The sequence below is a fragment of the Bradyrhizobium hereditatis genome, assembly GCF_020329435.1.
Lineage (GTDB): Bacteria > Pseudomonadota > Alphaproteobacteria > Rhizobiales > Xanthobacteraceae > Bradyrhizobium > Bradyrhizobium hereditatis.
Genome location: NZ_JAGKJK010000019.1, coordinates 133115 through 158471 on the forward strand (window position 1 = coordinate 133115; position 25357 = coordinate 158471).

Annotated in this window: 25 protein-coding genes; 17 read left to right on the top strand and 8 right to left on the bottom strand. The window is 59.6% G+C overall.

Going from position 1 to position 25357, the window contains the following annotated elements; genetic code table 11:
* The 9 genes from phnH to J6524_RS31820 all read left to right on the top strand — a co-directional run bounded on the left by phnH (window position 1) and on the right by J6524_RS31820 (window position 7277).
* Window positions 1-606 (top strand): phosphonate C-P lyase system protein PhnH, encoded by a 606-nt coding sequence (gene phnH / locus J6524_RS31780; protein ID WP_225677837.1) that lies wholly within the window; start codon window positions 1-3, stop codon window positions 604-606.
* 3 nt (window positions 607-609) lie between these two features.
* Entirely contained in the window at window positions 610-1713 is a 1104-nt protein-coding gene (locus tag J6524_RS31785; RefSeq protein ID WP_225677838.1) for a carbon-phosphorus lyase complex subunit, read from the top strand.
* Complete coding sequence (locus tag J6524_RS31790) at window positions 1710-2594, top strand: alpha-D-ribose 1-methylphosphonate 5-phosphate C-P-lyase PhnJ (RefSeq protein ID WP_225677839.1); 885 nt, start codon at window positions 1710-1712, stop codon at window positions 2592-2594. The genes J6524_RS31785 and J6524_RS31790 overlap by 4 nt, the downstream gene beginning before the upstream one ends.
* Window positions 2587-3381: a phosphonate C-P lyase system protein PhnK gene (gene phnK / locus J6524_RS31795; protein WP_225677840.1), complete on the top strand. Its 795-nt coding sequence runs from the start codon at window positions 2587-2589 to the stop codon at window positions 3379-3381. The genes J6524_RS31790 and phnK overlap by 8 nt, the downstream gene beginning before the upstream one ends.
* 8 nt (window positions 3382-3389) lie before the next feature.
* Window positions 3390-4088 (top strand): phosphonate C-P lyase system protein PhnL, encoded by a 699-nt coding sequence (gene phnL, locus J6524_RS31800; RefSeq protein ID WP_225677841.1) that lies wholly within the window; start codon window positions 3390-3392, stop codon window positions 4086-4088.
* A 12-nt stretch (window positions 4089-4100) separates the two neighbouring features.
* Window positions 4101-5258: an alpha-D-ribose 1-methylphosphonate 5-triphosphate diphosphatase gene (locus tag J6524_RS31805; RefSeq protein ID WP_225677842.1), complete on the top strand. Its 1158-nt coding sequence runs from the start codon at window positions 4101-4103 to the stop codon at window positions 5256-5258.
* Window positions 5255-5836: a phosphonate metabolism protein/1,5-bisphosphokinase (PRPP-forming) PhnN gene (gene phnN, locus J6524_RS31810; RefSeq protein ID WP_225677843.1), complete on the top strand. Its 582-nt coding sequence runs from the start codon at window positions 5255-5257 to the stop codon at window positions 5834-5836. The genes J6524_RS31805 and phnN overlap by 4 nt, the downstream gene beginning before the upstream one ends.
* 31 nt (window positions 5837-5867) lie before the next feature.
* Entirely contained in the window at window positions 5868-6479 is a 612-nt protein-coding gene (locus tag J6524_RS31815; protein ID WP_225677844.1) for a pyridoxamine 5'-phosphate oxidase family protein, read from the top strand.
* Window positions 6480-6626: 147 nt separating this feature from the next.
* Window positions 6627-7277, top strand: coding sequence for a LysE family translocator (locus J6524_RS31820; protein ID WP_225677845.1), 651 nt, complete (start codon window positions 6627-6629; stop codon window positions 7275-7277).
* Window positions 7278-7433: 156 nt separating this feature from the next.
* On the opposite strand, the gene J6524_RS31825 is transcribed toward J6524_RS31820, so the two are convergent.
* Complete coding sequence (locus J6524_RS31825) at window positions 7434-7994, bottom strand: YciE/YciF ferroxidase family protein (protein WP_225677846.1); 561 nt, start codon at window positions 7992-7994, stop codon at window positions 7434-7436.
* 521 nt (window positions 7995-8515) lie between these two features.
* Here J6524_RS31825 and J6524_RS31830 point away from each other — a divergent pair.
* The 3 genes from J6524_RS31830 (at window position 8516) to J6524_RS31840 (ending at window position 10311) form a co-directional block, all read left to right on the top strand.
* Window positions 8516-8791 (top strand): hypothetical protein, encoded by a 276-nt coding sequence (locus J6524_RS31830; protein WP_225677847.1) that lies wholly within the window; start codon window positions 8516-8518, stop codon window positions 8789-8791.
* A gap of 335 nt (window positions 8792-9126) precedes the next feature.
* The gene (locus J6524_RS31835; RefSeq protein WP_225677848.1) at window positions 9127-9894 is read left to right on the top strand and encodes an SDR family oxidoreductase; all 768 of its coding nucleotides are present in this window, start codon (window positions 9127-9129) and stop codon (window positions 9892-9894) included.
* 198 nt (window positions 9895-10092) lie between these two features.
* Window positions 10093-10311 carry a hypothetical protein gene (locus J6524_RS31840; protein WP_225677849.1) on the top strand — a complete coding sequence of 73 codons (219 nt, stop codon included), beginning with the start codon at window positions 10093-10095 and terminating at the stop codon, window positions 10309-10311.
* Between the two features lie 15 nt (window positions 10312-10326).
* On the opposite strand, the gene J6524_RS31845 is transcribed toward J6524_RS31840, so the two are convergent.
* Window positions 10327-11235: a LysR substrate-binding domain-containing protein gene (locus tag J6524_RS31845; protein ID WP_225677850.1), complete on the bottom strand. Its 909-nt coding sequence runs from the start codon at window positions 11233-11235 to the stop codon at window positions 10327-10329.
* An 87-nt stretch (window positions 11236-11322) separates the two neighbouring features.
* On the opposite strand from J6524_RS31845, the gene J6524_RS31850 reads away from it, so the two are divergent.
* Window positions 11323-12384 carry a YeiH family protein gene (locus J6524_RS31850; protein ID WP_225677851.1) on the top strand — a complete coding sequence of 354 codons (1062 nt, stop codon included), beginning with the start codon at window positions 11323-11325 and terminating at the stop codon, window positions 12382-12384.
* A gap of 39 nt (window positions 12385-12423) precedes the next feature.
* On the opposite strand, the gene J6524_RS31855 is transcribed toward J6524_RS31850, so the two are convergent.
* Window positions 12424-13266: a nitroreductase family protein gene (locus J6524_RS31855; RefSeq protein ID WP_225677852.1), complete on the bottom strand. Its 843-nt coding sequence runs from the start codon at window positions 13264-13266 to the stop codon at window positions 12424-12426.
* Between the two features lie 259 nt (window positions 13267-13525).
* On the opposite strand from J6524_RS31855, the gene acdA reads away from it, so the two are divergent.
* Window positions 13526-14731 carry a 3-sulfinopropanoyl-CoA desulfinase gene (gene acdA / locus J6524_RS31860; RefSeq protein WP_225677853.1) on the top strand — a complete coding sequence of 402 codons (1206 nt, stop codon included), beginning with the start codon at window positions 13526-13528 and terminating at the stop codon, window positions 14729-14731.
* 1600 nt (window positions 14732-16331) lie between these two features.
* On the opposite strand, the gene J6524_RS31865 is transcribed toward acdA, so the two are convergent.
* From J6524_RS31865 to rfbA, 3 genes are all read right to left on the bottom strand, one after another.
* Complete coding sequence (locus J6524_RS31865; protein WP_225677854.1) at window positions 16332-16640, bottom strand: H-NS histone family protein; 309 nt, start codon at window positions 16638-16640, stop codon at window positions 16332-16334.
* 2036 nt (window positions 16641-18676) lie between these two features.
* Window positions 18677-19744 carry a dTDP-glucose 4,6-dehydratase gene (rfbB, locus tag J6524_RS31870; protein WP_225677855.1) on the bottom strand — a complete coding sequence of 356 codons (1068 nt, stop codon included), beginning with the start codon at window positions 19742-19744 and terminating at the stop codon, window positions 18677-18679.
* A gap of 26 nt (window positions 19745-19770) precedes the next feature.
* Complete coding sequence (gene rfbA / locus J6524_RS31875) at window positions 19771-20646, bottom strand: glucose-1-phosphate thymidylyltransferase RfbA (protein ID WP_225677856.1); 876 nt, start codon at window positions 20644-20646, stop codon at window positions 19771-19773.
* A 138-nt stretch (window positions 20647-20784) separates the two neighbouring features.
* On the opposite strand from rfbA, the gene rfbC reads away from it, so the two are divergent.
* Both rfbC and rfbD read left to right on the top strand, forming a co-directional pair.
* Window positions 20785-21339, top strand: coding sequence for a dTDP-4-dehydrorhamnose 3,5-epimerase (rfbC, locus tag J6524_RS31880; RefSeq protein ID WP_225677857.1), 555 nt, complete (start codon window positions 20785-20787; stop codon window positions 21337-21339).
* Window positions 21339-22253 (top strand): dTDP-4-dehydrorhamnose reductase, encoded by a 915-nt coding sequence (rfbD, locus tag J6524_RS31885; protein WP_225677858.1) that lies wholly within the window; start codon window positions 21339-21341, stop codon window positions 22251-22253. Before rfbC ends, rfbD begins: the two co-directional genes overlap by 1 nt.
* 79 nt (window positions 22254-22332) lie before the next feature.
* Here the strand turns inward: rfbD and J6524_RS31890 are convergent, their stop codons facing one another.
* Entirely contained in the window at window positions 22333-23409 is a 1077-nt protein-coding gene (locus J6524_RS31890) for a nucleotidyltransferase family protein (protein WP_225677859.1), read from the bottom strand.
* Window positions 23396-24535 (bottom strand): PqqD family peptide modification chaperone, encoded by a 1140-nt coding sequence (locus J6524_RS31895; protein ID WP_225677860.1) that lies wholly within the window; start codon window positions 24533-24535, stop codon window positions 23396-23398. Before J6524_RS31895 ends, J6524_RS31890 begins: the two co-directional genes overlap by 14 nt.
* A gap of 134 nt (window positions 24536-24669) precedes the next feature.
* Here J6524_RS31895 and J6524_RS31900 point away from each other — a divergent pair, with 134 nt between their 5' ends.
* Window positions 24670-24915: a hypothetical protein gene (locus J6524_RS31900; RefSeq protein ID WP_225677864.1), complete on the top strand. Its 246-nt coding sequence runs from the start codon at window positions 24670-24672 to the stop codon at window positions 24913-24915.
* The last annotated feature ends 442 nt before the right edge of the window (window positions 24916-25357 follow it).

Sequence of the window (25357 nt, forward strand, 5' to 3'; positions counted from 1 at the left end):
ATGACGACGGTTGCCGAGCTGCCGGCAGGCTTTGCGGATAAGGTGCTTTCCGCGCAATCAACCTTCCGCTCCGTGATGGACGCGATGGCGCGGCCGGGTGGCGTACAGCGCATCAGGGCGCAGGCGGGAACGCCGGCGCCGATGATGCACGGCACCGCCGCAATTGCGCTGACGCTGTTCGATCACGATACGCCGATCTGGCTCGACGGCGCGATGTCTGCAACGCCGGATGCGGCCAAATGGCTGAAATTCCACACCAGCGCGCCTGTTATTGCGGAGCCTTCGGTCTGCAGTTTTGCGGTGATCGGCGACGCGAGAAGCCTGCCGCCGCTCGATCGTTTCGCGCTCGGCAGCAACGAATATCCGGACCGTTCCACCACACTGATCCTGCAGGTGGACAGCCTGACCTCGGGGCCTGCCTATGAGCTGACCGGCCCCGGCATTGATGGCGCGTCCGTGCTTCAGGCGATGATCCCTGCAAACCTGCTCGAGCTGCTTGCGATCAACGCCACGCTGTTTCCGCGCGGCATCGACGTCGTGCTGGTGCATGACGACGCCATTGTCGCAATCCCCCGAACCACGCGGCTCGCCGCGTACGGAGCTTGACCCATGTATGTAGCCGTCAAGGGCGGGGAACGCGCCATTGAGAACGCCCATCGCCTGCTGGCGCATGAGCGGCGCGGCCACCGCGATGTGCCTGAGATATCGCTGTCGCAAATCTCCGAGCAGCTCAGCCTCGGCGTCGATCGCGTTATGACTGAGGGCTCGCTCTACGACCGGGAGCTTGCGGCACTCGCCATCAAGCAGGCGCGCGGCGATCTGATCGAGGCGATCTTCCTGGTGCGCGCCTTCCGCGCCACCTTGCCGCGTTTCGGCACGACCGAGCCGGTCGACACCGGTACGATGCAGGTGCGCCGCCGCATTTCTTCGACCTTCAAGGATATTCCGGGCGGCCAGGTGCTTGGGCCGACCTTCGATTACACCCATCGCCTGCTCGACCCACATCTCGCGGAGGAGGGCGCACCCGAGGCGCCGGTCACAGCCGAGCCGCTGGCAGTAATGCCGCGCGTCACCGACATTCTGGGTCGCGATGGCCTGATCGAACCTTCGCCGGAGGGGGATGCCGATACGCCGGTCGGCGATCTCACCCGCGAGCCGCTGAGCTTTCCGGCTGACCGCGATCTCCGCCTGCAGAATCTCGCGCGCGCCGACGAAGGCTTTCTGCTCGCGCTCGGCTATTCCACCCAACGGGGCTATGGGCGCAGTCACCCGTTCGCCGGCGAGATCCGTTTCGGCGAGGTCGAGGTCGAATTCTTTGCCGAGGATGCAGGCTTTGCCGTGCCGCTGGGCTCGATCCCGATGACCGAATGCCAGATGGTCAACCAGTTCAAGGGATCGGCGACGGAAGCGCCGTGCTTCACCCGCGGCTATGGGCTCGCCTTCGGGCAGAGCGAGCGCAAGACCATGTCGATGGCGCTGGTCGATCGTTCCTTGCGCGCGCGCGAGTTATCTGAGGAGATCAAGGCGCCTGCCCAGGACGAGGAGTTCGTCATGTCGCATTCCGACAATGTGCAGGCGACCGGCTTCGTCGAGCATCTCAAGCTGCCGCATTACGTCGACTTTCAATCCGAGCTCGGACTGCTGCGCAAGCTGCGCGCGGAGTTCTTCGAAGCCTCCGGGAGAGCGGAGCCCTTGCAGGAGGCCGCGGAGTGAACGCCACCGCCTACAATTTCGCCTACCTGGATGAGCAGACCAAGCGGATGATCCGCCGCGCTATCCTGAAGGCGATCGCAATCCCCGGCTACCAGGTGCCGTTTGCCAGCCGCGAGATGCCGATGCCCTATGGCTGGGGCACCGGAGGCGTGCAGGTGACCGCGGCGATCCTCGGGCCTGACGACGTGCTCAAGGTGATCGACCAGGGATCGGATGACACGACCAATGCGATTTCGATCCGAAAATTCTTTGCGAAGACCGCGGGCGTGGCGACGACGACGTCGACGGAACAGGCGAGCGTGATTCAGACGCGGCATCGCATTCCCGAAGCGCCGCTGCGCGCGGGCCAGGTGCTGGTCTATCAGGTGCCGATCCCTGAACCCCTGCGCTTTCTGGAACCGCGCGAGACCGAGACGCGCCGCATGCATGCGCTCGGCGAATATGGGCTTATGCACGTGAAGCTTTACGAAGACATCGCGCGCTTCGGCCATATCGCGACCTCCTACGCCTATCCGGTGAAGGTGAACGCGCGCTACGTGATGGACCCGTCGCCGACGCCGAAATTCGACAATCCCAAGATGGACGATTGCCCGGCGTTGCAGTTGTTCGGGGCCGGCCGCGAGAAGCGCATCTACGCCATCCCGCCGCATACCAAGGTGGTGTCGCTCGATTTCGAGGACCATCCGTTCTCGCGCTACCGCTTCGACGCGCCCTGTGCATTGTGCGGCGCTGATGATTCCTATCTTGACGAGATCGTCACCGACGATAGGGGCAGCCGGATGTTCGTCTGCTCGGACACTGACTATTGCGAGGGCCGGCAGGCAGCCGGTCATCGCGGCACGGAGAGCGCAGCGCCGCACAAGGAGAGGGTGCATGGCTGAGCGTTTGACTGGGAACGACGAGCCGCTCCTTGTTGCCGAAGGCCTGGCCAAGAATTACGGCCGGCTGACGGCTTGCCGCGATATCTCCTTTGCGCTCTATCCCGGTGAGGTGCTCGCCGTGGTGGGTGAGTCCGGATCCGGCAAATCTACACTGCTGCAGCTGCTTTCGGCGCAGCTCAGCCCAAGCAGCGGTCGCGTCTCTTATCGCATGCGCGATGGCGTGCTGCGCGATCTCGCGTCCCTCGGCGAAGCCGAACGGCGCTTCCTGTTCCGCACCGACTGGGGCTTCGTGCATCAGGATCCTGCGCAAGGCCTACGCATGGCGGTCTCCGCCGGCGCCAATGTCGGCGAGCGGCTGATGGCGGTCGGCTGGAATCACTATGGCCGGATCCGCGAGGCGGCGTCGAACTGGCTTGAGCGTGTGGAAATCGAGGTGTCCCGCATCGACGACGCGCCGCGCACCTATTCCGGCGGCATGCGCCAGCGGCTGCAGATTGCGCGTAACCTGGTCACTGAGCCGCGCCTCGTCTTCATGGATGAGCCGACCGGGGGGCTCGACGTCTCGGTACAGGCCCGCCTGCTCGATCTTCTACGCAACCTCGTCAGCGAATTGGGGCTTGCGGCCGTCATCGTCACCCACGACCTCGCGGTGGCTCGCCTGTTGTCGCACCGCGTGATGGTGATGAAAGGCGGGCAAGTGATCGAGACCGGCCTGACCGACCAGGTGCTTGATGATCCGCGCGAGCCGTACACGCAATTGCTCGTATCCTCGATCCTGCCGCCATGAGTTCTCCGATGACCGCGATGATCGAACTCGATAACGCCCAAAAAACCTTCACCATGCATCTGCAGGGAGGCATCGAGCTATCCGTGGTGCGCGGCGTGTCGTTTCATGTCGATGCCGGCGAATGCGTCGTGCTGGCTGGCCCGTCCGGTGCAGGAAAGTCGTCGATCCTGAAGATGATCTACGGCAATTACCGCTGCGACGCCGGTCGCATTGGCATCCGCCACGAGGGCGCGGTGATCGAGTTGGCAAGAGCCGAACCGCGGCAGGTGCTCGGCGTGCGCCGCTCCACCATCGGCTATGTCAGCCAGTTCCTGCGCGCGGTGCCGCGGGTGGCGACGATCGACGTGGTTGCTGAACCGCTGATCGCAAAGGGCGTTGCCCGCGAGGAGGCGCGAGAGCGCGCCGGTCGGCTGCTGCGCCGTCTCAACATCCCGGATCGGCTGTGGCGGCTTCCGCCCTCGACTTTCTCGGGCGGCGAGCAGCAGCGCGTCAACATCGCCCACGGCTTTGTCTCTGATTATCCAATCCTGCTCCTGGACGAGCCGACGGCTTCCCTCGACGCGGCCAACCGCGCTGTTGTCGTCGAGCTGATCGAAGAAAAGAAGCGCAACGGCGTCGCCATGGTCGCGATCGTCCACGATGATGAAATCCGAGAGGCGATCGCCGACCGTATCATTGACGTGACGGCCTTCGCGGCGGCGGTATGAGGAAAGACTGATATGACTTCGACGAAGTCCGAAACCATTCTTGGTAACGCGCGTCTCGTTCTCGCCGACCGCGTGATCGAGCAGGGCTGGATTGCCTTTGCCAATGGCCGCATCGCCGAATTCGCCGAAGGCAAGGCGCCCGCCGGCAGCGAGGACGCCAATGGCGACCTTGTCATGCCCGGCCTGATCGAGCTGCACACCGATCATCTCGAGGCGCATTACGTACCGCGGCCAAAGGTATTTTGGGACGCGACGGCAGCGGTCGTTTCCTATGACGGCCAGCTCGCCACTTGCGGCATCACGACGGTGCTGGATTCTCTGCGCGTCTGGCGCGAGGACGGCGCGGAGGATGTCGACGGCCGTGCCGGCATTCTGGCCGCGGCGATCACCTCCGCCCGCGAGGCCGATCTCCTTCGCGCCGATCACTTTCTGCACCTGCGCTGCGAGATTCCGATGCCCGACGTGGTCGACGAGGCCAAGGAGCTGATCGACCGGCCCGACGTGCGCCTGATGTCGCTGATGGACCATACGCCCGGCCAGCGCCAGTTCCGCGATGAGGTCAAGTTGCGCGACTACTATCGCGGCAAGGGCGGCGGCATGACCGACGCCGAGCTCGACGTGCTGTTCGCGCGCCGCTTCGCCTACCAAAAGGCCTATGCCGAATCCAATATGCGTGCGATCGTCGCGCTGGCGCACGAGTACAAGATTCCGCTCGCGAGCCATGACGACACCACAGAGGAAAACGTCGCCGACGCGATACGCGATCGCGTCGCGGTGGCGGAGTTTCCAACCACCAAGGAAGCCGCGCGCGGCTTGCACGAGGCCGGTATCGACATCCTGATGGGCGCGCCGAATGTGGTGCGGGGCGGTTCGCATTCCGGCAACATCGCTGCGATTGACCTCGCCCGCGAAGGCCTCCTGGACATCCTGTCGTCGGACTACATTCCCTCGAGCCTGCTGATGGCGGCGCTGCAATTGCCGCGCGACGTGCCGGCGATCGATCTCGCTTCCGCCGTGCGCACCGTGACCAAGACGCCGGCCGAGGCGGTGGGTCTTTCTGACCGCGGCGAGATCGCGGTGGGCAGGCGCGCAGATATCATCCGCGTCCACGTTGGGCGTGGCATTCCGGTCGTGCGGAGTGTTTGGCGTGAAGGGAAGCGGGTGGCATGAGCGAGGCGCTGACAATACCGGAGACGAACACGGGCGCAATCGGTCCGGGAAAACTCGTGCTGGTAGTCGGGCCGAGCGGCGCCGGCAAGGATACGCTGCTAGGCCTCGCGCGCACCGCCTGCGCCGATGATCCAAACGTCGTGTTCGCCCGGCGGGTGGTCACACGGGAAGCATCTGACACGGAAGACAACGAGCAGATGAATGTTGAAGGCTTTCGCGAAGCGCAAGCGCGCGGCGCCTTCGCGGCTCATTGGGAGGCGCATGGTCACGCCTACGGGCTGCCGCGAAGCATCCAGGACGACATCCGCGCCGGCAGAACCGTGATTGCGAATGTCTCGCGCACCGTCATATCGGCGCTGCGCCATGCCTATGTCAATGTCGTGGTGGTCTCGATTACCGCGCCAGCGGATGTGCTCGCCGCGCGGCTTGCCATGCGCAAGCGCGGCAGTGACGGCAACATCGCGCAGCGGCTTGCGCGCACAGTCGAGGATGCCGAGCCCGACGCGACCATTGTCAATGTGTCGAGTGCGGAGTACCACGCCCGTCAATTGCTTCGCATCATCAGCGACGACAAGTGAAGCAGATCCGGCGCATTTCTGGAGCAAGTGGATGACGGTGATTTCGAAGATCGAGCAACTGGAGGCGCTCTACGGCTTTCCGAATGACGCCTCGACGGTGAAGGTCGCTGACCGCGTCACACCACCCTACCGCGTGCTGATCGAGAAGTCGCCCTTTGCGGCCTTGGCGACCTGCGGGCCGGAGGGGCTGGACTGCTCGCCACGTGGCGACCTCGCCGGCTTCGTGCGCATCCATGATGAAACGACGCTGATGATGCCGGACCGCCGCGGCAACAACCGCGTCGATTCCCTGCGTAACATCGTGCGCGATCCCCGCGTTGCACTGCTGTTCCTCATCCCTGGCTCCGGCACGACGCTGCGCGTCAATGGCCGCGCTCATCTCTCCGCCGATGCTGACCTGCTCACCTCCTTCGCGATGGAAGGAAAGGCGCCGCGAACGGTCATCGTGATGAAGATCGAAGAATTGTACTTCCAGTGTGCGCGCGCAATCGTGCGCTCCGATCTCTGGAATCCCGACAAGCGGGTCGATCCCAAGACGCTGCCGACGCCAGGGGCAATTCTCGCTGATATGAGCGAGAACACGGTCGGCGGCGAGAAATACGACAGGGAATGGCCAGAGCGGGCCGCGCAGACGCTGTGGTGATCATTCGCCGGTGGCGGACTGGTGCCGGCGATCGATATCCTAGCGGTGAAGCGAGCAAGGCATCCTCAATCAAGGATGTTATTGATGGTTCCCGGTTGGCCGCGGCGCTGGCGCGCTAGGGGCCTGTGATGCTATGGATGGTTGATCATGCCAGATCTTACTCAGCTCGCACTTTACTTCGCTGCTGCTCTCGTTCTCGCCGTCACACCTGGCCCGGGCATATTCTACGTCGCCGCGCGGACGCTGGCAGGTGGTCGCGCGGAAGGCGTGGCCTCCAGCTTTGGCACCGGGGTGGGCGGCTGGGTTCATGTCCTCGCCGGGAGCCTGGGTGTTTCTGCCATCGTGCTCGCGAGTGCAGAGCTATTCACCATGTTGAAGGTGATCGGCGCTGCGTATCTGGTCTGGCTCGGGCTTCGTACATTCCTGTCCGCCCGCCGTGACGCCTTGTCAGCGTTGAATGGTGAATCCACGGCAAAGCCGATCGGGGCACGCCGCGCGTTTCGCGAGGGAGCGCTGGTCGAGGCGTTGAATCCCAAGACGGCTGGCTTCTTCCTGGCCTTCATACCGCAATTCGTTGATCCAACCGCAGGCCATGTCGCTCTGCAATTCGTGGTGCTTGGCTCTGTTTCGGTCGTGCTCAACACCCTCGCCGACGTCGTGGTCGCCTTTGCGGCGAGCGGCATCCGAGAAGGCGCAGCCGCGCGTCCTGCACTGATTCGTCGCCTGCGGGAGGCGTCGGGGGCGGCAATGGTCGCGCTTGGGGTCGGCCTCGCCTTCGCGAAGCGTCCCGCCAACTAGTCAAGCGTAGCCACTGACACAATCAAGGCCGGGGCATCGACGGCGACTGCTGACCCGTGACATCTCCTGTAAGGCCACCAGGTCACGACGTCACGACCTTACAGGAGCCATGGCACCTCGCGCGCCGTCCCGTGGAGCAACGCGATCGAGCAGAGGTCAGGCGTACTCCTCTTCCTTTTCCTCTTCAGCTTCGAGATTGATCACGGACGTCGCAAGCTCGGTCAAGGCATGGTCGGTTGCCTCCTCCTCATTTAATGTCTCCTGAAGAAGGCTTGCGGCATCGTTCATGCCGAGTTGTTCGGCCCAGGTACGAAGGGTGCCGTATCGCGAGATTTCGTAGTGCTCGACTGCCTGCGCGGCAGCGACAAGCCCTGCGTCGAGGGCAGGCATTCCACGAAACTCCTTCATGATTTCCGCACCCTCGTCGGCGATGCCGTTGATCGCCTCGCATGGTTTTCCGCGTGCCGGCTTTCCGATCATGCGGAAGACCTGATCAAGCCGTTTGACCTGCCCCTGGGTTTCCCGGAGGTGCTTGTTGAATGCTGCAGCGAGCTCCTTGGAATGCGCTGCCTTGGCCATCTTCGGCAATGTCTTGATGATCTTGTTTTCGGTGAAGTAGATATCCTTCAGCGTCTCATGGAAGAGATCGCTCAATTTCTTCTGCTGTCGGCTGCTGCGACGCGCAGTTGATTTCTTTTTCTTCGCCCGTTTTGCCATGAGTTCTCCTGTGAGCCCGTTTGGAAAGTGCACCCCGGCGGATCAATGTTGCGTGACGTTGAAGGTTCCAATCTCGGGATCTGGCGCCGGAATGCGGACGGAAGCGGTTCTGACGGTTCTGACATCACCAACGTCTGGCTACTCGAAAGTGGTCTTGCCTTCATCGCCAGTATCTCGGGCAGCTCGCGCCGGTACCTTGGCGCGGCCTCAGCTAGGCGAGGATCTGTCCGCCTCAAATGCCCGCCACCTGTACTGCGGTATTCCGCCCGAGGGCGGTGTGTCCTCGAACGGAACCATCAACCAAGTCGCGGTTGGCGGCCCACGGTCGATGCGGACGTACCGGCGGCATACGAAGGCCGCTGTCCAGGTTCCTCACGGCTTGGTAGCGGCGTTTTTATCAGTAAGAGAGGGTGGTGGCCTGACGAACTGCTTGGCGGTAGGAGCAACGAACAAACGAAGCCATCATCGGAACTCGGTCTGCGGCGGCCGGTTGTACCGCTGCTATAGAAGGACGAGTCCTCATGAAATTTGCATTCGTATGCGCGATGGTATTGTTGCTGTCCGGAGCCAACGCCCTTGCGCAGGGAAATCCGTCGGGTCGTGGCTCGGTCTCGGGAGATCCTGCCGCCAGCTCCGCCAATCCGCGTGCGGACCCGGCGACAACCGGCAGGTCGTCCAATAATCCAAGCGGCAGCGGCACCTCTACCTCGGGCGGCCGTGACGATAATGCCGATCAGGGCAGGGACAAGATGCCGGAAACCAACAGGAAAGATCAGCAGAAGTCGCCACCAAGATAGCGGGCTCCACGCACGACTCTTGTTTTAAAGTGTAAAGGAACGGGGGGAGCGCTGCTGCCATAGTGCTCGAGCGAGGGCCTGGCGCGCGCTTGGCGCGCCCAGAAAATTTAGCGGATCTTTCTCCGACGTCCCATCGCAGCCCGCCAGGAAAAGAGTCAAGCAAGTAAGCGCGAGCACTAAGGAGGCCTGCAAGGTCGTGAACTCATCCTGCAGCGAGAGCCAAAGGCGTGGTCCTTCAAGCGATTAGTTGCCATTCTGGCTCGGGCGTGGTGTACGTACCTCTGCGTCATTTCGATCCGCTTGCTGCACACCGCATGCATGGAGAATTTCCCGCCGTGGCATTTGAGCTGTTCAACCTCGCTCGCAAACGGGCCCTCGTCACAGGATCTTCTCAAGGGATCGGTCTCGCCATTGCGCGAGGGCTCGCCGAGCATGGCGCCTCCGTGATCCTGAACGGGCGCGAGCGCAGCAAGCTTGACGTCGCTGCAGCGAGGCTGACTGCAGCCGGGCACACGGTTGCGGTCGCCGCTTTCGACGTGACGCTCGCCGAGGATGTTCGCGAGGGTGTTGCCACGATCGAGCGTACGATCGGCGCGATCGATATTCTCGTCAACAACGCCGGCATGCAGTTTCGCACGCCGCTGGAAGACTTTCCCGCCGAGAAGTGGGAGCTGTTGCTCAGGACCAATGTCTCGAGTGCTTTCTACGTCGGTCAGGCTGTTGCCAAACACATGATCCCGCGCGGCAGGGGCAAGATCATCAACATCGCCTCGGTCCAGAGTGAATTGGCCCGGCCGGGCATTGCGCCTTACACCGCGACCAAGGGCGCGATCAAGAACCTGACCCGCGGCATGTGCGCCGACTGGGCGAAGCACGGCCTTCAGGTCAATGCGATCGCGCCGGGCTATTTCAAGACGCCGTTGAACCAGGCGCTGGTTGACGATGTCAGCTTTTCGGCATGGCTGGAAAAGCGGACCCCTGCCGGCCGCTGGGGCAATGTGGACGAATTGATTGGCGCCGCCGTTTTTCTGTCCGGCGACGCTTCGTCTTTTGTCAACGGGCATACGCTGTATGTCGATGGCGGCATCACGACCTGCTTGTAGTCGTCTTTCCGAAGCGTGGGATCTACCCGCACCAAGGGCGGCAGCGGGCTCCACGCCGGCAAAGAAAAAGGTCATTCCGCAACCGCTTCCCACGGAAATTTGCTTCCCTTCCATGGTCTGAAAAGGCAAATCGCTTCCATTGCGCCAGCCCTCTGAAAGGACGACATTTGTCCCTGATATCAACGGATTGGCTGCGAAATGGACCGCTTGCGATATGAGCCGTTTGGCGAGCGCTTGGCTCCCGAAGGGGAGGCGAGGCAGGTCTCGCGCGCGTCCAAATATCTGTTGTGGACGGGCACCGGCCTGTTCTGGTCACTGGTCGGGGCCATCGTGCTCGCCCGCGCAGCCTTCTTCGAGCCGGGCGTTTTTGACGGCTTCAGCCGCGTCGCCGCCTTTGCCAAGGCGCTCATCTTCTAGGAGACGCTAGATCTTCTAGGCCACCTCGGCGATTGGCTTGTCCTGCCAGATGATCCGCTCGAATGCGATCGCCGCAGGGATTTCTATTCGCCCAGGAACTTTCAGCTGCCACAGCGTGCGCTCGATCTGCAGGTCGCGCATCTGCACAACCTTGAGCTTCCCAAGCGTGACCTGATCGGAAATCGTGGCACTGGAGACAATGGCGACGCCGAGACCGGCGGCTACCGCCTGCTTGATCGCCTCGGTGCTGCCAATTTCCAGGGTGCGTCGTGGCTCGATTCCTGCGGTCGCCAGCGCCTGCGCCACAACCTCGCGCGATCCGGAGCCAGGCTCCCGCACGATCAGGGTCTCGTCGCGGAGCGCGGCGCCCTCGATCCCGCGTCCCGCGGCCGCGAAGCGGTGCTTCGCCTCGACGATCAGGCTCATCACGTCGGTGCGCCAGGCATGACTTTCAAGCCCATCATCTTCGACTGGGCCCTCGACCAGTGCGATCTCGATATCATGCGCCAGCATGAGATCGGCGATGTCCCTGGTGTTGGCAATGACAAGATGCAGGTCGATTCCCGGATACGTTCGGTGAAACGCCCCGAGATAGCCCGATATCATGTAGGTCGCGATCGTGGTGGAGGCGCCGATGCGTAGCGAGCCGCTATCGAGATTGCGCAGCGACAGCAATTCGTCCTCAGCCGCGCGTTCGGCCGCAAACAGCGCCTCCGCATGCCGTACCAGCGCCTGGCCCTCTCGCGTTGGCCGCACGCCCTTCGGCGTCCGGTCGAGCAGCCGGCAGCCGACCTGAAGCTCGAAGTCCCGCACGCCCTTCGAGATCGCCGGCTGACTAATGTGGAGCGCCTCGGCCGCGCGGGAGAAGCTTCCGGCTTTGACCACCGTGGTGAACAGGCGCAGCAGGTGCAGGTTCAAAGTCATAACTTCCCTCTATCGGGCCAGATCGAAAATATATTACCCAATTAACGCGTTGTGGCGCATAAATTTTTCTCCCTCAGGAGAAATTCGTTGCCGCAAGACGAGGAATCTTCCGCTCCCGGCAATAGACCGGCGACCAGCGTGACCCGTCTTGCAGCGCTCATTCCAGGCGTCGTCATCGCCATCGCCATTGCCGGCGTCTCGGCTGCTCTGGAAACTGTGGAGCGGCGCCTGTTCGCTCACCCCTATGTGGAGGCGTTGGTACTGGCGATCCTGCTCGGCATGGCCGTGCGCAGCTTCTGGAAGCCGTCCGAGCGCTGGCAGGTCGGCATTGCCTTCAGCGCCAAGCAGCTGCTTGAGGTGGCTGTGATGTTGCTCGGCGCATCCATCAGCTTTGCCGCGATCATGGCGTCCGGCATTGCGTTACTTGGTGCGATTGCCGCCGTTGTCATCGCGACCTTGGGCCTCAGTTTCGGGCTCAGCCGTATGCTTGGCCTGTCGACGCGGCTATCGATCCTGATCGCCTGCGGCAATTCCATCTGCGGCAATTCGGCGATTGCCGCAGTCGCGCCGGTCATCGGGGCCGATAGCGACGAAATCGCGTCATCGATCTCGTTTACTGCGATACTTGGCGTGGTGATGGTGCTGGGACTGCCGCTGCTTATTCCGCTCCTGCAGTTATCGGCAACGCAATATGGAATTCTCGCCGGTCTTACCGTCTACGCCGTTCCGCAAGTGCTTGCCGCTACCGTACCTGCGGGGCTCGTGAGCACGCAGATCGGTACATTGGTGAAGTTGATGCGTGTCTTGATGTTGGGGCCGATCGTGGTGGGACTTTCGCTGCTCGCCCCGCGGTTACATGGCGGCACCGGCGGTAAGAGCACGGTAGGCTTCTTCCGGCTCGTGCCCTGGTTCATCCTCGGCTTTCTGGCGCTCGCGGCCCTGCGTTCGCTCGATGTCGTACCCGCAACAGTGATCGGCCCGCTGACCACAATTACCGGCTTTCTCACAGTCGTGTCGATGGCCGCGCTCGGCCTCGGCGTCGACGTTAGGGTGCTTGCCAGTGTGGGGAGCAGGGTGACGGCGGCCGTGACGCTGTCGCTCATGCTCCTGCTTGCAATCAGCATTGGCCTAATTCATCTGTTCAACTGACGTGGGCCGCTGGCGGTCTCGCGCAATTGCCGTCATCAATCAGTCCAGATTGAAGCCGATGCGTCTCACATAGGCACCGAAATCTGCGCGCTCGGGGCGAGCATATTGCCGCGCCTTGTCTTCCGACCAGCCATAGGTTTCGGCCAGTCCGAACTCCCTCACATAGCGCTGCGCCGTATAAGGCTGGGCCGCCTCGCGGCGCCGATCGTAAGCCTCGATGGCAGCATCGAGACCATCTTCTTCGAATGCGTTGCGATGGACGGTCACAGACAGCGGGAGCCGTATGCTGAGCTGTGGCGTTTCGGCAGGATAGCCCACCGCGAGACCGGCTACCGGAAAAACATGATCAGGAAGTTCCAAGAGCTGCGACAGCGTGTCCGCGTGATTGCGCACCGCGCTGATCGGACAGACACCCAAGCCTTCAGCCTCGGCCGCGATCACGAATGCGGACAGGGCTATCGCCGCATCGACCGCGGCGTTGAAGAAGGCGTCGAGATGATCATTGGCGAAATGCCTGTCGCGCAATGTGTGGATCTGGCGCTGCCGCCGATTGTTACCGCAAAAGATGAGAAGATTCGGGATGTCCGCAAGCCATTTCTGGCCGAGTGGACCGTCTATTAGGCGTGCTGCGATCTGCGATTTCAGTGATGGCGCATCGATGATGATGATGTCGCGCTGCTGCAGGTCGCTCTTGGTAGGCGCGCATAGCGCCAGCGCGCACAGCCGCCGCAGGATCGAATATGGAACGGTGTCGGGTCGGAATTTTCGGACCGAGCCGCGCGCCGCCAACTGACGATGGGTCGACGGGGCGTCGTTGCCGAATTCGATGTCGGCGGCGTCGGCACCAAAGCGGTCGGCGAGCGGCGTTCTCGAATTGGACATCTCGAAGGTCTCCAGTGTCGATTCTGCTTCATGTCAGGTTCGCGCGAGATGCGCAAAGCCGGAAGGACATGCCTGGTCCGCGCGCTGCGCCGCCGAAGAAAGGCTGGACCGCAAACCAAGATACTCGCTGGCGAAGCCTTTGGAATGATCGTGGCGCGACTTTATGCGAAGTTGGGATCATAAATTATTCGGTTGCTTTTTTGCGTGCCTCGAAGCCGAATGATCGAAAAGAGCGCGCTCTCCCGGGAGGAAGACCTCGATGGATATGAAACTGTCACCCGTGCAACTGAAGCTCCGCAGCGCAGCGCGTGAATTGGCCGAAGCCGAATTCGCGCCGAAGGCAGCGGAGGTCGATCGTACTGAGGCCTATCCTTTTGACAACGTGGCTGCTCTCAAAGCCGCGGGCTTCATGGGCTACACGATTCCAAAGTCCTACGGCGGCCGGGGCGGCAGCTATTTCGAGGCAGCCCTGATCATTGAAGAAATGGCGCGGGTCTGTGGCGCAACGGGTCGTATCACAGTCGAAGCCAACATGGGCGCCATTTCCGCGGTCATGCGATACGGCACCGAGAAGCAGAAGCGGCTCGCGGCCGATCTGGTTCTTTCGGGCGACAAGCCCGCGATCTGCATCACGGAGCCGGAGGCCGGATCGGCGGCGACGGAGATGACGACGCGCGCCGACAAGCGCGGCAACACCTACGTTATCCGGGGCAAGAAGCACTGGATCACCGGCGGTGGGATCTCTAAGCTGCATCTGATCTTTGCCCGCGTATTCGACGAGCGGGGCGAAGAGCAGGGGATCGGCGGCTTTCTGGCGCTCAAGGGCACACCAGGCCTGATTATCGGCAAGCGTGAACCTGCGATGGGCCTGCGCGGCATTCCCGAAACGGAGATCATCTTCGACAATCTGGAGGTCCAAGAGGACATGCTGGTGCTGCCGCCGCGCGGGCTGCGGCGCGGCTTTGCGGACCTCATCGATGCCTACAACAGCCAGCGGGTGGGCGCGGGAACAGTCGCGCTCGGACTAGCGCAGGGTGCATTTGAAAAAGCGGTGGCCTTCGTCAAGGAACGCAAACAGTTCGGACGCCCGATCGCTGAATTTCAGGGACTGCAGTGGATGCTTGCCGACATGGCGATAGCGCTCAACGCAGCAAGACTCTCGCTTCATCAGGCGGCTCTCAGCGCCGATCCCTTTCCTGATCCGCTTCTTGCAGCGCAGGCGAAAATCATCGCCTCCGAGACGGCCAACAATGTCACGAACCAGGCGCTGCAACTGTTCGGCGCCAGGGGCTATTCGCGAGACTACCCGCTCGAGCGCATGGTCCGCGACGCCCGCATGTTCACGATTGCCGGCGGTACGGCGCAGGTGCTGAGGACGTTGGTGGCCTCCAGAATTCTCGACACAAAGATCCCGCAGACCCGCAACGGGTACGTGGAGAAGGCGTCGTCTCTCGCGGCGAAGTAATCTTGATCAAACCGCGCGACTGTGTGTCGCTGCGGAATTAGCAAGGTGGGCATCGAATGCAGATCCGACGCTGCGAACCAGAAATTCTGCACCGTCGCTGATCGAAGCCGATCGTCGATCATCGTTACGGCGCCGTCGGCTATGAGGCTCTCGATCCGCTGCCGATCGACGATCGCCGAACCCTGCTTAGCCGGATTGGAAAATGCAGTTGCGCGTAGCTAACGTTACTTGCAATACCCTGGGGGGCGCGCGCCCCACTGAGCCCGGCTGCCACACAATTAGCTCCCTGCGGATCAAGTTCCTGCTGGGCCTTCATTGATCCAGCGCTTGATGACCTTGTTCGTAAGCAATTCGTAGCCGTGAGGTACCTCAGCGCGATGTGAGGCAGCGGGAGTGGTTCTAATGAGTGCATTTAGCTCGCTCAACTGAAACGCAAGCTGGTTCGTTCTCTGCTGCAAGAGCCTCATTTGGCGATGCTGCAGGGCAGCTAAGACAAATATGCCCGCCAGCAGAAGATCAGAGATGGGATCATCGAATACCCAAAGTATACCTTGTAACATAATAGCCTCCACGAGACCCTTAAAAGGACAGCCTAGCGCCATAGATCTGAAGCGGCCAGCATCGCAAGATTGTCCGGCATCATTGGTCACATCGGGAGGCTGTGAAGCTAGCACGAGTTTTGGCGCCGGGATTCGATGTGTGCATCCGCGTCTACCAACGCCGCTATTCCCGCCGCCCCGCTATCGCCATGACCTCGAACTCGCGGTTGGGAACTGATGCAGGATGCCCTCAGCGTGAAGCTGAAGGCAAAAAGGCCAAGCTTGAGCGCAGGTAGCCGATACTCAATCAGCGATGCAACGATCTCGGGCCGGCAGAGACTTGCTTAGTTCAGAGGTGTAACTCATTTGCTGAGCGCTGCGCAGCGATTGCGCGGCGGATCGGCGCTTGACCGCGCTGCGTCGCCTCCGCGGAGCGTATTGCCTCTCTAAGTGTCCGGATCTCGGCCATTCGGTTTTGAAGATCAATTGAGATCTGCAAAAGAAGCTGCTCAGAATTTTCAAAAGACTTTGCCACTGAAATACTCCCTTACGCAATGAAAAAGGCCGCCTAGAGTCATTGCTTCTCGCAGGCAATTGTCGTGCCACGCGTTCTTAGGGCTCATTCTTTTTGAAGCGCCAAGATAGATTAGCTTCGCTTTATGAAGTTTTCTACGTTCACGAAATGAAACTTTAGCAACTCCGTCGCGTGGACCTTAGCAACTCGGTCAAGCCGGCCGGACTTATGTTGCCCGTCGAGATCCCGCGTACGTCAGCGCCACACCCTGCTAGCCGGTTATCCGTAGGGCAGGACGCGTTGGCGCCGCTATTGAAGGCCTATCAAGAAGCCAACCGATAATCGCCAACTCGGCAGCCACTGAAATACACGTCGGTTGGTTCGGTTTCCTGCAGGAATCGCCTTTATCGATGCTGGAGACGACAAAAGACCAAAATAAACCAACAAATGCCCTGTACATCCTGTGCATCTCGGGCAAGGCAGCTTGGTTCGAACCATCGACAAACGCTGCGTTTATGTCGAAGAGCGGGTCGTTTCGGGCGGCGACCTATCCTTTAGTGGCCGTCTTTTTAATTCTGAAATCGTCGATCCGCTTACCCGAGCGCAATTGTGCGACCAGCCAGCGCGGCTGTTTGCCTCGTCCGGCCCAAGTCTCGGATGGTCGATCAGGATTGCGATATTTAGGGGGTACCGGCGGGTACTGCCGACGCCCTGATACGGGCGCGTCCAGCAGCTTCAAACGCTCTTCCAGCCGCTGTTTTTCCGTCTGGATTCGTCGTTGCAACAATTGGGAAACTTCAACGTGCAACAACCATAGGTCATCAGTACTCAGTTGTTCGAGTTCCAGTCGTTTCATGGCTATCTCCATCAAGAGTGCTCATGCGCCGCCTTCCGTGATTTATTCGTTATTTAATTGTCCAGATATTGTTTTTCATCTCAAATCACAGTAAAATCGATCTGAGAATTTTGTGAGGACAATTCGTGGCTAGATCGCCATAGTTCGTTCTCAGAAGGGGGCGTTAGCCACGAAACTCGACGAAGCTTCCATGGTTCCGAGTTATATTGAATTTAATTTTTTGTTGCGCGAGGGTTGAGTGATGTTAGAGCGCGCCGGTATCATTGAAATGCTCCGTCAAGTTGAAAATGATTTGCTGGTTCAGTACGACGAGCTTCTTTGCTTGCGGGCAAAAGTCGCCAGCTTGCTGTTTCCTTTGAATAGACCGCTGCTGCGAAGACGTAGGACTACGCGCAGCAATCGGTCGGCAGCACGAGTAACACGAGCAGTGCAGTTCAATGACCGGGCCGCTGGATTAAAACCGACCGTGCTGCACTTGCCGGAGCGTCGTTCTAAATAGAACGTATTAAGTCTCGCCATCGGACTGTGTCGCTTCCGGATTTCCACGCCCAGTCGCGCTGCGCGCCGTTCCGCCTTACGCGGGCCGCAAGTAGCCGCATAGCGAACAGATCTGCCGAAGGCTTCCTAATTCAAGCTCGCAAACCAGGGGCTCACCGAGTTAGACGCGCCGCTCGTTTGAATGCGATGAAGACTAGTTCTTAATATCGAACGCGAGGCCGAACAAATCGCCATCTCGCCAAACCAAGCGGCACCTGCGAATAGTCTCGAAATTGTCAAAGGTAAGCCCGAAGGTGGTCGGCAGTACCGATAGATTGTGCGTCCGCAGTTTTGCTCCGCAGTCGGAGATATCAACTACGTAGCAGCCGCGCGCGCCGGGCTGCCCCTTGAAGAACAGCAGCGCGCCTCTCCCGACATCGGTCCTGCCAGCTGCTCGGCGATCTTTGGGAGGACTGGGTATCATTCTCCATCCTCATCATACTCGAGAAATTCCTTGTATTGCCAACGGCGGCCGTCATGTCGACGCCAAACGCGCCCGCGCACGAGGCGACCAGTGATGGATCGCCTGGGAAATACCACGGTCCAAAGATGCCAGAATTCCGCGCCTGCCGGCTTCAAGCTTCGCGTTTCAGAGGAGCCAATTGCGCTAAACATCGAGCCGTCTCCGCGCAGTTCTGTTGGCGGTCTCATACGCTAACGAAGTCGTCGAGCGGCAGACGAAACTGACGATAGGCTCACCCGACGGCCTCGCCACGTTGAGTCGATGGGGTAATTATCCCCGCGCCGTTCACGCTATCCGCTCGATGATCGAGAGCAACGGAATTCGTGTGTTAAGCTTGATACGGACGCAGGAGTTAAATCGGCTCCGTGGCGCTGATTTCAGACCTCTTTTCGGGCGCGCCGGAAAGTTGCTTCAGTTGCAAACGACACGCGACTCGTACTGCCTAGTTGCGGGATTCAGGACCTGACGCTGCGAGCATTGGGAGCCGCCGACGGGTGGCATCTGCATCGGCGGTGAGATGGACGGCGGAGTCATTTCGCAGACCGATAAGGGGCATGCGGGCGGAACTTCGGTGCTGGTTGTGCATCGCGGCAGCAGGCGCCCTTCCACACATTGGCAAAAGCATCTGGCCTCAGCGGCGAGCGTGAAAAAGGAACTCGTGACAACAATCAAAATCAGCCGGATTACTGTCATTGGTACCTCTTCAGCTATCCCCGGGCCTTTACGAACCCTTCGCGCTCCCCGCCCATGGGAAGACGGGCCCCATGCGAGATCAAAGGACGGCACGACCACCAAATACAGACGCGCACTGAAAGAAGTCTAACGTACTAAATCAAACCGGGTTCGGCGGGCACCACATTTTCTTAAACTGGGGATAGATTCTGATTGTAGCCCAAGGAAAGGCGGACTTAGCGCCTCGCCGCCAACGCAGACGACCCTGCTCTCGTTTCGGGCCGCTTGCCTCCTAGTCGGTCGATGGCCGAGGCATCTTGCGCTCTAGTGCGAGTAGGCGGTGTCGACTTGAGGAGTACGCCGCTTACCTATTTAATCCGATCCGCTTCGTCGTGTACCCTCGCTCTGCGATTGCCCGCCACCATGGTTGATTGTCGACGTACCAGCGCACCGTCTTACGTATCCCGGTTTCGAAATTCTCTTCCGCACGCCAGCCTAGCTCACGCTCGAGCTTGGAGGCATCAATTGCATAGCGGCGATCATGGCCAGGACGGTCGGTAACGAAGTTTATGAGATTTCGGTGGGGACCATTCGGACTGGGGCTGATCTCGTCGAGAAGGTCGCAGATTCGCTCGACCACGTGCAGATTGGTGCGCTCGTTACGGCCGCCGACATTATAGGTCTCGCCAACGATGCCATGTTCGAGGACCAGACTTAGCGCCTTTGCGTGATCCTCGACATAGAGCCAGTCGCGGATGTTCTTCCCATCGCCATAGACGGGCATAGACTCGCCCGCCAATCCTCTGATGATCATGTGCGGGATCAGCTTTTCGGGGAAATGATAGGGGCCGTAGTTGTTCGAGCAGTTGGTAATCATCGTCGGAAGTTCGTACGTGTGATGCCATGCGCGCACCAGATGGTCGGAGGATGCCTTGCTCGCGGAGTAAGGAGAATTCGGCGAATAGGCCGTCGTCTCCACGAAGAACCCGTCGTCCCCGAGTGAACCGAACACCTCGTCCGTCGAAATATGCAAGAAGCGGAAACGTTTACGCTTCTCGCCTGAGAGCGAACGCCAGTGGCGCAAAGATTCCTGCAAGATTGTGAAAGTGCCGACGACGTTGGTCTGAATGAATTCGCCGGGCCCATCGATCGATCGATCGACATGGCTCTCGGCAGCTAGATTCATCACCGCATCTGGCTGATACTTCTCGAACAAGCGGCGGAGGCCCAGCCCATCGCAGATGCACTGCTTCTCGAAGGCGTATTTCATGTTTGCGGCCGCGCCGGGGAGCGAATCGAGGTTCGCTGCATAAGTCAGCTTGTCGATGTTGACGACGTTTGCGTAGCTGTCATGCAGCAGATGCCGCACGACTGCGGATCCAATAAAGCCCGCGCCTCCCGTAACGAAAGTGGTACAGCCCTTAAAACGCATGATCCTTGTACCTCTGCGGCCGATATCTATCGTTTGAAGGAAACGGCTATAGATTTCAGATACTCGCCATAACTGCTTTTTTCGGTCTTCCGGGCCAAGGCTTCAAAAGCTTCGAGCGAGATGTAGCCCTGCCGCAGCGAGATTTCTTCCGGGCAGGCAATGCGCAGGCCCTGACGTTGCTCTAGGACCTGGACGAAGTTGCTGGCATCGACGAGAGAGGAATGCGTCCCGGTGTCGAGCCACGCAAAACCGCGGCCGAGCGGCTGCACGTAGAGGTCGCCGCGTTCCATATAAGCCTTGTTGACGTCAGTGATCTCGAGTTCGCCGCGCGCCGATGGCTTTAGTTCGGCTGCAATCTTCAGAACGTCGTTGTCGTAGAAATATAGTCCTGTGACGGCCAAATTGGACTTTGGCTGCTTCGGCTTTTCCTCAATCGAGAGCGCACGGCCGCTACCGTCGAGTTCAATGACGCCATATTGCTCTGGCGTCTTGACGACATAACCGAAGACGGTCGCGCCCTTCTTGCGGGCAGTCACGTTCAAGAGCAGCTCAGCCAGGCCGTTGCCGTAGAAGATGTTGTCACCAAGCACCAGCGCAACAGGATCATTGCCGACGAAGTCGCGACCGACGATAAAGGCATCCGCTATCCCGCGTGGAGACGCCTGCGTGAGGTAGGAAAAACGCAATCCGAGCTGTGAGCCGTCGCCCAGGAGACGCTCGAATAGCGGCTTGTCCTGAGGGGTAGAGATGATCAGGATGTCTTGGATTCCGCCCAACATGAGGGTCGAGAGAGGGTAATAGATCATTGGCTTGTCGAAGACCGGTAACAGTTGTTTCGAAACAACTGTCGTAACCGGATAGAGGCGGGAACCCGTACCTCCGGCGAGAATAATGCCCTTCATCAGCCCTCACGCGTTTTTCAAGCGAAGTACATTAATTTAGGATATTAAATATACCCATATTAAATGCAAACATTAAATGGTGCGGGCTGGATAAATTTGGTATTTGGCTAACGTGAAATGTTGCTCAGTCGGGGCCAGATGAACGTCATTGCGACAGCGCTTCCCGAAGTCCTGGTCCTGGAGCCCAGGCTGTTTGGCGACCAACGCGGCTTCTTTCTGGAAACCTACCAATTGCCACGCTATGCCGAGTACGGCATTAGCCGTCCATTCGTGCAGGACAACATGTCCCGCTCCAGCCATGGAGTGTTGCGGGGGTTACACCTGCAGAACCCCTTCACCCAAGGTAAGCTCGTTACGGCATTGCGCGGCCGGGTGCTGGATGTGGCGGTGGATGTACGGGTGGGGAGTCCGCGTTTCGGACGCCATGTTGCCGTAGAATTGAGCGAGGAGAACCGCCGCCAATTGTGGGTTCCTCGTGGCTTCGCACACGGCTTTGTCGTTCTATCCGAGACCGCAGATTTCTTCTACAAGTGTGACGATCTTTACAGCCCCAAGGATGAAGTCTCGATCCGCTGGGACGACCCCGCGATCGGTATAGATTGGGGCATTGAAGCTCCCTCGCTTTCGGCCAAAGATGCCGACGCCCCACTGCTGAAAGACGTCAAGAATCTGCCGATGTATGGACAAGTCTGATGCGGATCTTGTTGACGGGAGTGAGCGGCCAGGTCGGCGGCGCGTTGCGCCCCTTGTTAGCTGCCCAAGGGGCAATTATAGCGCCTTCGTCTTCCGAATTCGACCTATCCAAGCCGGAAACATTAACGGACCGGCTTAAGGATTTCAGGCCCGATCTCATCGTAAATCCGGCCGCCTATACCGCCGTTGATCGCGCCGAGGAGCAGCGCGAGCTTGCGTTCCTCGTTAATGCCAAAGGGCCCGAGGTCATCGCACAATGGGCAGCCAAGAACCGCGTGCCGCTCGTTCACTTCTCAACAGATTACGTTTTTGACGGCTCCGGTGATGCGCCGCGTCGCGAGGACAGCCCCACGGGCCCAATCTCCGTCTATGGCGCAAGCAAGCTTGCAGGGGACATTGCAATCATGGCGGCCAATGGGCCGCATCTGATCGCGCGCACGTCGTGGGTGTATGCTGCCAAGGGTAGCAATTTCCTCCGTACCATCGCGCGCCTGGCTTCCGAGCGCAAGGAACTGCGCATCGTCGCGGATCAAATCGGAGCGCCAACGGCGGCTCGAGCGATCGCGAAAGCCATTGCCGACATCGTGCTGCCGAACCTCGCGAACTTGAACGATCTGTTCGCGCGAAGGGGGGGCGTGGTCAACCTCGTTTGCGCTGGGGAAACTAGCTGGCACGAGTTTGCAAGTGCCATTGTCGAAGGGCTGAGATACCGCGGCTTCAAGCTTGAAGTCGAAACCGTCGTTCCAATCGCAACCGCGGATTTTCCGACAAAGGCGAAGCGACCAAGCAACTCGCGCCTCGACCTGTCTCGCCTCAGGGACGAGTTCGGTGTGGTCATGCCGAACTGGCAAGATGCATTGGCCCTGGAGCTTGATGGTTTCGTCGCAGCAGATGACGTTTCGAGCCCCAGATGAAATGGCCCGTCAGCCCCGGCCTGTCTTTTCTCGCTCGGCCCGGCAGCTCGGATACGAGCGGTAATTCCAACGCCCTCGGCTAGACTTTCCCGATGCGGTGATTGCCAACGAGTCCAAAGAGATGCCGCAGCGTACGGGCTCGTGGCAATGTCAGGGTTGCATTCCTTCGGGTATCGGTCTGATATTCTGCTCCCAGCTCTCTCCTGTAATTTCCGTAGTCAAGAAGCGCAACCAAGAGGAGAGGCCAACGTGCAAGGGGAAAACGGGACTGCAGCAATAACCTCCTGAACTGAAGCCGTGGAATGGACCCCTTGCGAAGGTCAACGGGTACGTCAACTCCAAATAATTCCGCCAGGGCGACCAGCTGCTTCGCGATGGCATTTCGCGCCAAACGGCTCGGAGCAAATGACATCATGCGGTTCCAGTCTATTCCTTCCGACGAGTTAGCCAGATCTCTCAGCTCGACCAGATGTCGCACATCTAGTTCGCCGAGCCAGTAATCATTATCTTGAAACTGGTCGTGAATGATCAGCATGAAAGCTTGAAAAGTCGTGGTCGGAAGATAAGCGGTCCCGCGGCCAACCGATATGGGCGTGCAATGCGCAAGCAATTTGCCCGCAGGACGATAGAAGTAATCGGGACCAGGCGCTTCCTGATGTAGGTCTATCATACCAACGTCGCGCGGTCGTTTAAGGTCGCTGTACTGCTTCTTGCTCTCCGGCGGCGCTCGAAAATGGGACTGATAATCGAGGCCGGCGAGAGCTTGCAAGGCTGTCTCAACCTGATCGGGATCGACCAATATGTCGAGATCAGCCATGATTCGGGTTGCGCGGCGTTCAGGAGTAGCTGTTGCGAGGATTGCTGAGCCCTTTAGCAGCACCGGTATCACATCCCGTTCGTTGAGCGCCGCCACCGCCTCTTCCAATTGAGCCCTCAGGAACTCGTTCCGAAGCGCGTTTCGCCGGTAGATCTCTCGAATGAAAGCCTTTACATCCTCGGGAACTGATTGATCAGGTTGATCAACCAGATCGATCAAGAGGGGGGTCGTTAGCGTATTGTTGGCCAGTTCCAACACGGCCATCCAATCCAGGTTGCTGGGCGCTTTGCCTCCGAGACATTGGCAGAGCCTGACCAGAGTGCTGCTAGGAAAAGCCATGACAAAGACCTCTCAGCTTACGCCCTGCGTCAGCAGCCTCCCCATAGGTCAGCTCAAACAATCCGGCCCCACCGATTATTTTCTTCAGCGCTGCAAACCCCGCTAGAGATAGTTTGCCGTTGGCAGCAAAAGATCCGCTGATCACTCGCTGCATGGATTCAATTTGTCCAAGGGGCGTCAGTTTGGCCGATGTCCCGTCAATCCTATTGAGAAAGATAATCCACTGGACCTGGAAGCTTCCCTTATGCACATCTGCTACGGGCAGATACCGGACCCGTATGCCGTCCGCGCGATCATGGGCAGTGGCAGATTTCAAGTCGTCGCGAGTTTTCGAAACCGCCTGCCATGTGCCCGGCTTGATGGTTGGCGCGAAGAGAAGCCCTTGCACGAGACCGTTTGGAGAAATCATAACGACGTCATCGCCGCAATATCGGTATTCCTTGCCGACTAACTGGAGTGCGAGGGTCGATTTACCGGCGCCTGGCTGCCCGCATAAGAGCAGTCCCTTATCGCCAAAAACAAGCGAAGCAGCATGCAGCGCGAAATCACGCTGATTCTGCAGAATAATGCGCTCAGTGAGGTCGGCCTTGATCGCGGGAGCCAAACTCGTGGTGGGACACTTTGTGATGCTCTTCCTGCAATTACGGAAGAGAACCTCGTCGCCGACTTCTACAACTTCAATTGTGATGTCTGCTTGATCGCCTCCCGAGTTTAAGTCGCAAAAGAGCGGCTTAAGAGATTTGATCAATGCTTCATTGGAGGCTTTAATGCTGATCGCTCGCTCCGCTAACCGGGTCTGAAGCGCGCTGGCAAATGGAAGCCTCCATTCCATTTCTACCAGTTCCAAATCCAGCCATTGTTGCAAGGCTTGACCGAGAACATTGCGCGCCTGGTCGCGGTCGAGCCCAAGCTCGCTTAGTTCATCAGCAATCGTTTCGAGTTTATTTTGGTCAAGAAGTTTGCACCACACGAAAGCACTGATCTGATTTAGTTCATAGATCTGCTGGTTTTTCTCGCTGAACAGGACCGGTCGATCATCAATTAACGCAAACGAGGCGTCCGCGGCTGGACGCAGCAAAATCGGGTTTTCAGGCCTGGGTTCCGTTAGATCTGGTCCGAATGCCAAGCAGGGCTCCACAACGGTGCGTCAAATATTCTTCGCGGCGAGGTTGACATTATTTAATCTGAAAATTTAAATCGAGTAAATTGGAAGTGGATAGGGAACTGACACCGTCGGTCGAATTGAATGGATCCCAAGCCATGAACAAAAACACTGATGAACCAATTCTCAAGGCAGAGATGGAGCTCGATGCTGACAGGCGGAAGTTTCTGGCGGCATGCGGCAGATTTGCCGTTGTGACGCCTCCCGCTGTGACCCTGTTACTATCAACTTCAATGAATTCCGATGCGATTGCACGCTCCGGCAGCGGTGGGGAAGGCGGAAGACCGCCTCACCGCCCTGATCTGCCTAACTGGCTTGAGCGGTTCCTTGACTGGTTGTTCTAGGCACTCCTGTCGATTCAGGCCAAGCTGTGAGCGCACGATCGTCGACTATCCGCGAGTTTAGGGGGCCGCAACATGCTGATGATGTTCCGCGGCTCGCGGATTGAACACCGGTTTCCTGGGCGCGCGACTACATCATGTGTATCGACGTCGAACGCGCGCAGCGCGATCGTCAGTTGCGTCCGACCTTTGATTTCATGTTCCTCGGTAGGAGGTCGGCACGCTTCAGCGAGCCGCCCTGCGAAAGGTGCTTGAACGCGGTTGGGACTACAACGAGGACGACGCGCAGCAGCTCCACTGATTAGGACCTGCTGCCTCTCCTCCATTTATCGTCCTCACCACCACCGTAGCCTGGTGCTGATCCCGCGCCGCCGCGAGAGCCGCCGGGACCGCCGCTGCGAGAGCCATTCGCGGCCGAAGCACCCCCGCCGCCACCCCCACCACC

Excerpts from the sequence above, each read along its gene's own strand:
- phnH (WP_225677837.1), top strand. The coding sequence starts at position 1 with ATGACGACGGTTGCCGAGCTGCCGGCAGGCTTTGCGGATAAGGTGCTT.
- J6524_RS31785 (WP_225677838.1), top strand. The coding sequence starts at position 610 with ATGTATGTAGCCGTCAAGGGCGGGGAACGCGCCATTGAGAACGCCCAT.
- phnK (WP_225677840.1), top strand. The coding sequence starts at position 2,587 with ATGGCTGAGCGTTTGACTGGGAACGACGAGCCGCTCCTTGTTGCCGAA.
- phnL (WP_225677841.1), top strand. The coding sequence starts at position 3,390 with ATGACCGCGATGATCGAACTCGATAACGCCCAAAAAACCTTCACCATG.
- J6524_RS31805 (WP_225677842.1), top strand. The coding sequence starts at position 4,101 with ATGACTTCGACGAAGTCCGAAACCATTCTTGGTAACGCGCGTCTCGTT.
- phnN (WP_225677843.1), top strand. The coding sequence starts at position 5,255 with ATGAGCGAGGCGCTGACAATACCGGAGACGAACACGGGCGCAATCGGT.
- J6524_RS31815 (WP_225677844.1), top strand. The coding sequence starts at position 5,868 with ATGACGGTGATTTCGAAGATCGAGCAACTGGAGGCGCTCTACGGCTTT.
- J6524_RS31820 (WP_225677845.1), top strand. The coding sequence starts at position 6,627 with ATGCCAGATCTTACTCAGCTCGCACTTTACTTCGCTGCTGCTCTCGTT.
- J6524_RS31825 (WP_225677846.1), bottom strand. The coding sequence starts at position 7,994 with ATGGCAAAACGGGCGAAGAAAAAGAAATCAACTGCGCGTCGCAGCAGC.
- J6524_RS31830 (WP_225677847.1), top strand. The coding sequence starts at position 8,516 with ATGAAATTTGCATTCGTATGCGCGATGGTATTGTTGCTGTCCGGAGCC.
- J6524_RS31840 (WP_225677849.1), top strand. The coding sequence starts at position 10,093 with ATGGACCGCTTGCGATATGAGCCGTTTGGCGAGCGCTTGGCTCCCGAA.
- J6524_RS31845 (WP_225677850.1), bottom strand. The coding sequence starts at position 11,235 with ATGACTTTGAACCTGCACCTGCTGCGCCTGTTCACCACGGTGGTCAAA.
- J6524_RS31855 (WP_225677852.1), bottom strand. The coding sequence starts at position 13,266 with ATGTCCAATTCGAGAACGCCGCTCGCCGACCGCTTTGGTGCCGACGCC.
- acdA (WP_225677853.1), top strand. The coding sequence starts at position 13,526 with ATGGATATGAAACTGTCACCCGTGCAACTGAAGCTCCGCAGCGCAGCG.
- J6524_RS31865 (WP_225677854.1), bottom strand. The coding sequence starts at position 16,640 with ATGAAACGACTGGAACTCGAACAACTGAGTACTGATGACCTATGGTTG.
- rfbB (WP_225677855.1), bottom strand. The coding sequence starts at position 19,744 with ATGCGTTTTAAGGGCTGTACCACTTTCGTTACGGGAGGCGCGGGCTTT.
- rfbA (WP_225677856.1), bottom strand. The coding sequence starts at position 20,646 with ATGAAGGGCATTATTCTCGCCGGAGGTACGGGTTCCCGCCTCTATCCG.
- rfbC (WP_225677857.1), top strand. The coding sequence starts at position 20,785 with ATGAACGTCATTGCGACAGCGCTTCCCGAAGTCCTGGTCCTGGAGCCC.
- rfbD (WP_225677858.1), top strand. The coding sequence starts at position 21,339 with ATGCGGATCTTGTTGACGGGAGTGAGCGGCCAGGTCGGCGGCGCGTTG.
- J6524_RS31890 (WP_225677859.1), bottom strand. The coding sequence starts at position 23,409 with ATGGCTTTTCCTAGCAGCACTCTGGTCAGGCTCTGCCAATGTCTCGGA.
- J6524_RS31900 (WP_225677864.1), top strand. The coding sequence starts at position 24,670 with ATGAACAAAAACACTGATGAACCAATTCTCAAGGCAGAGATGGAGCTC.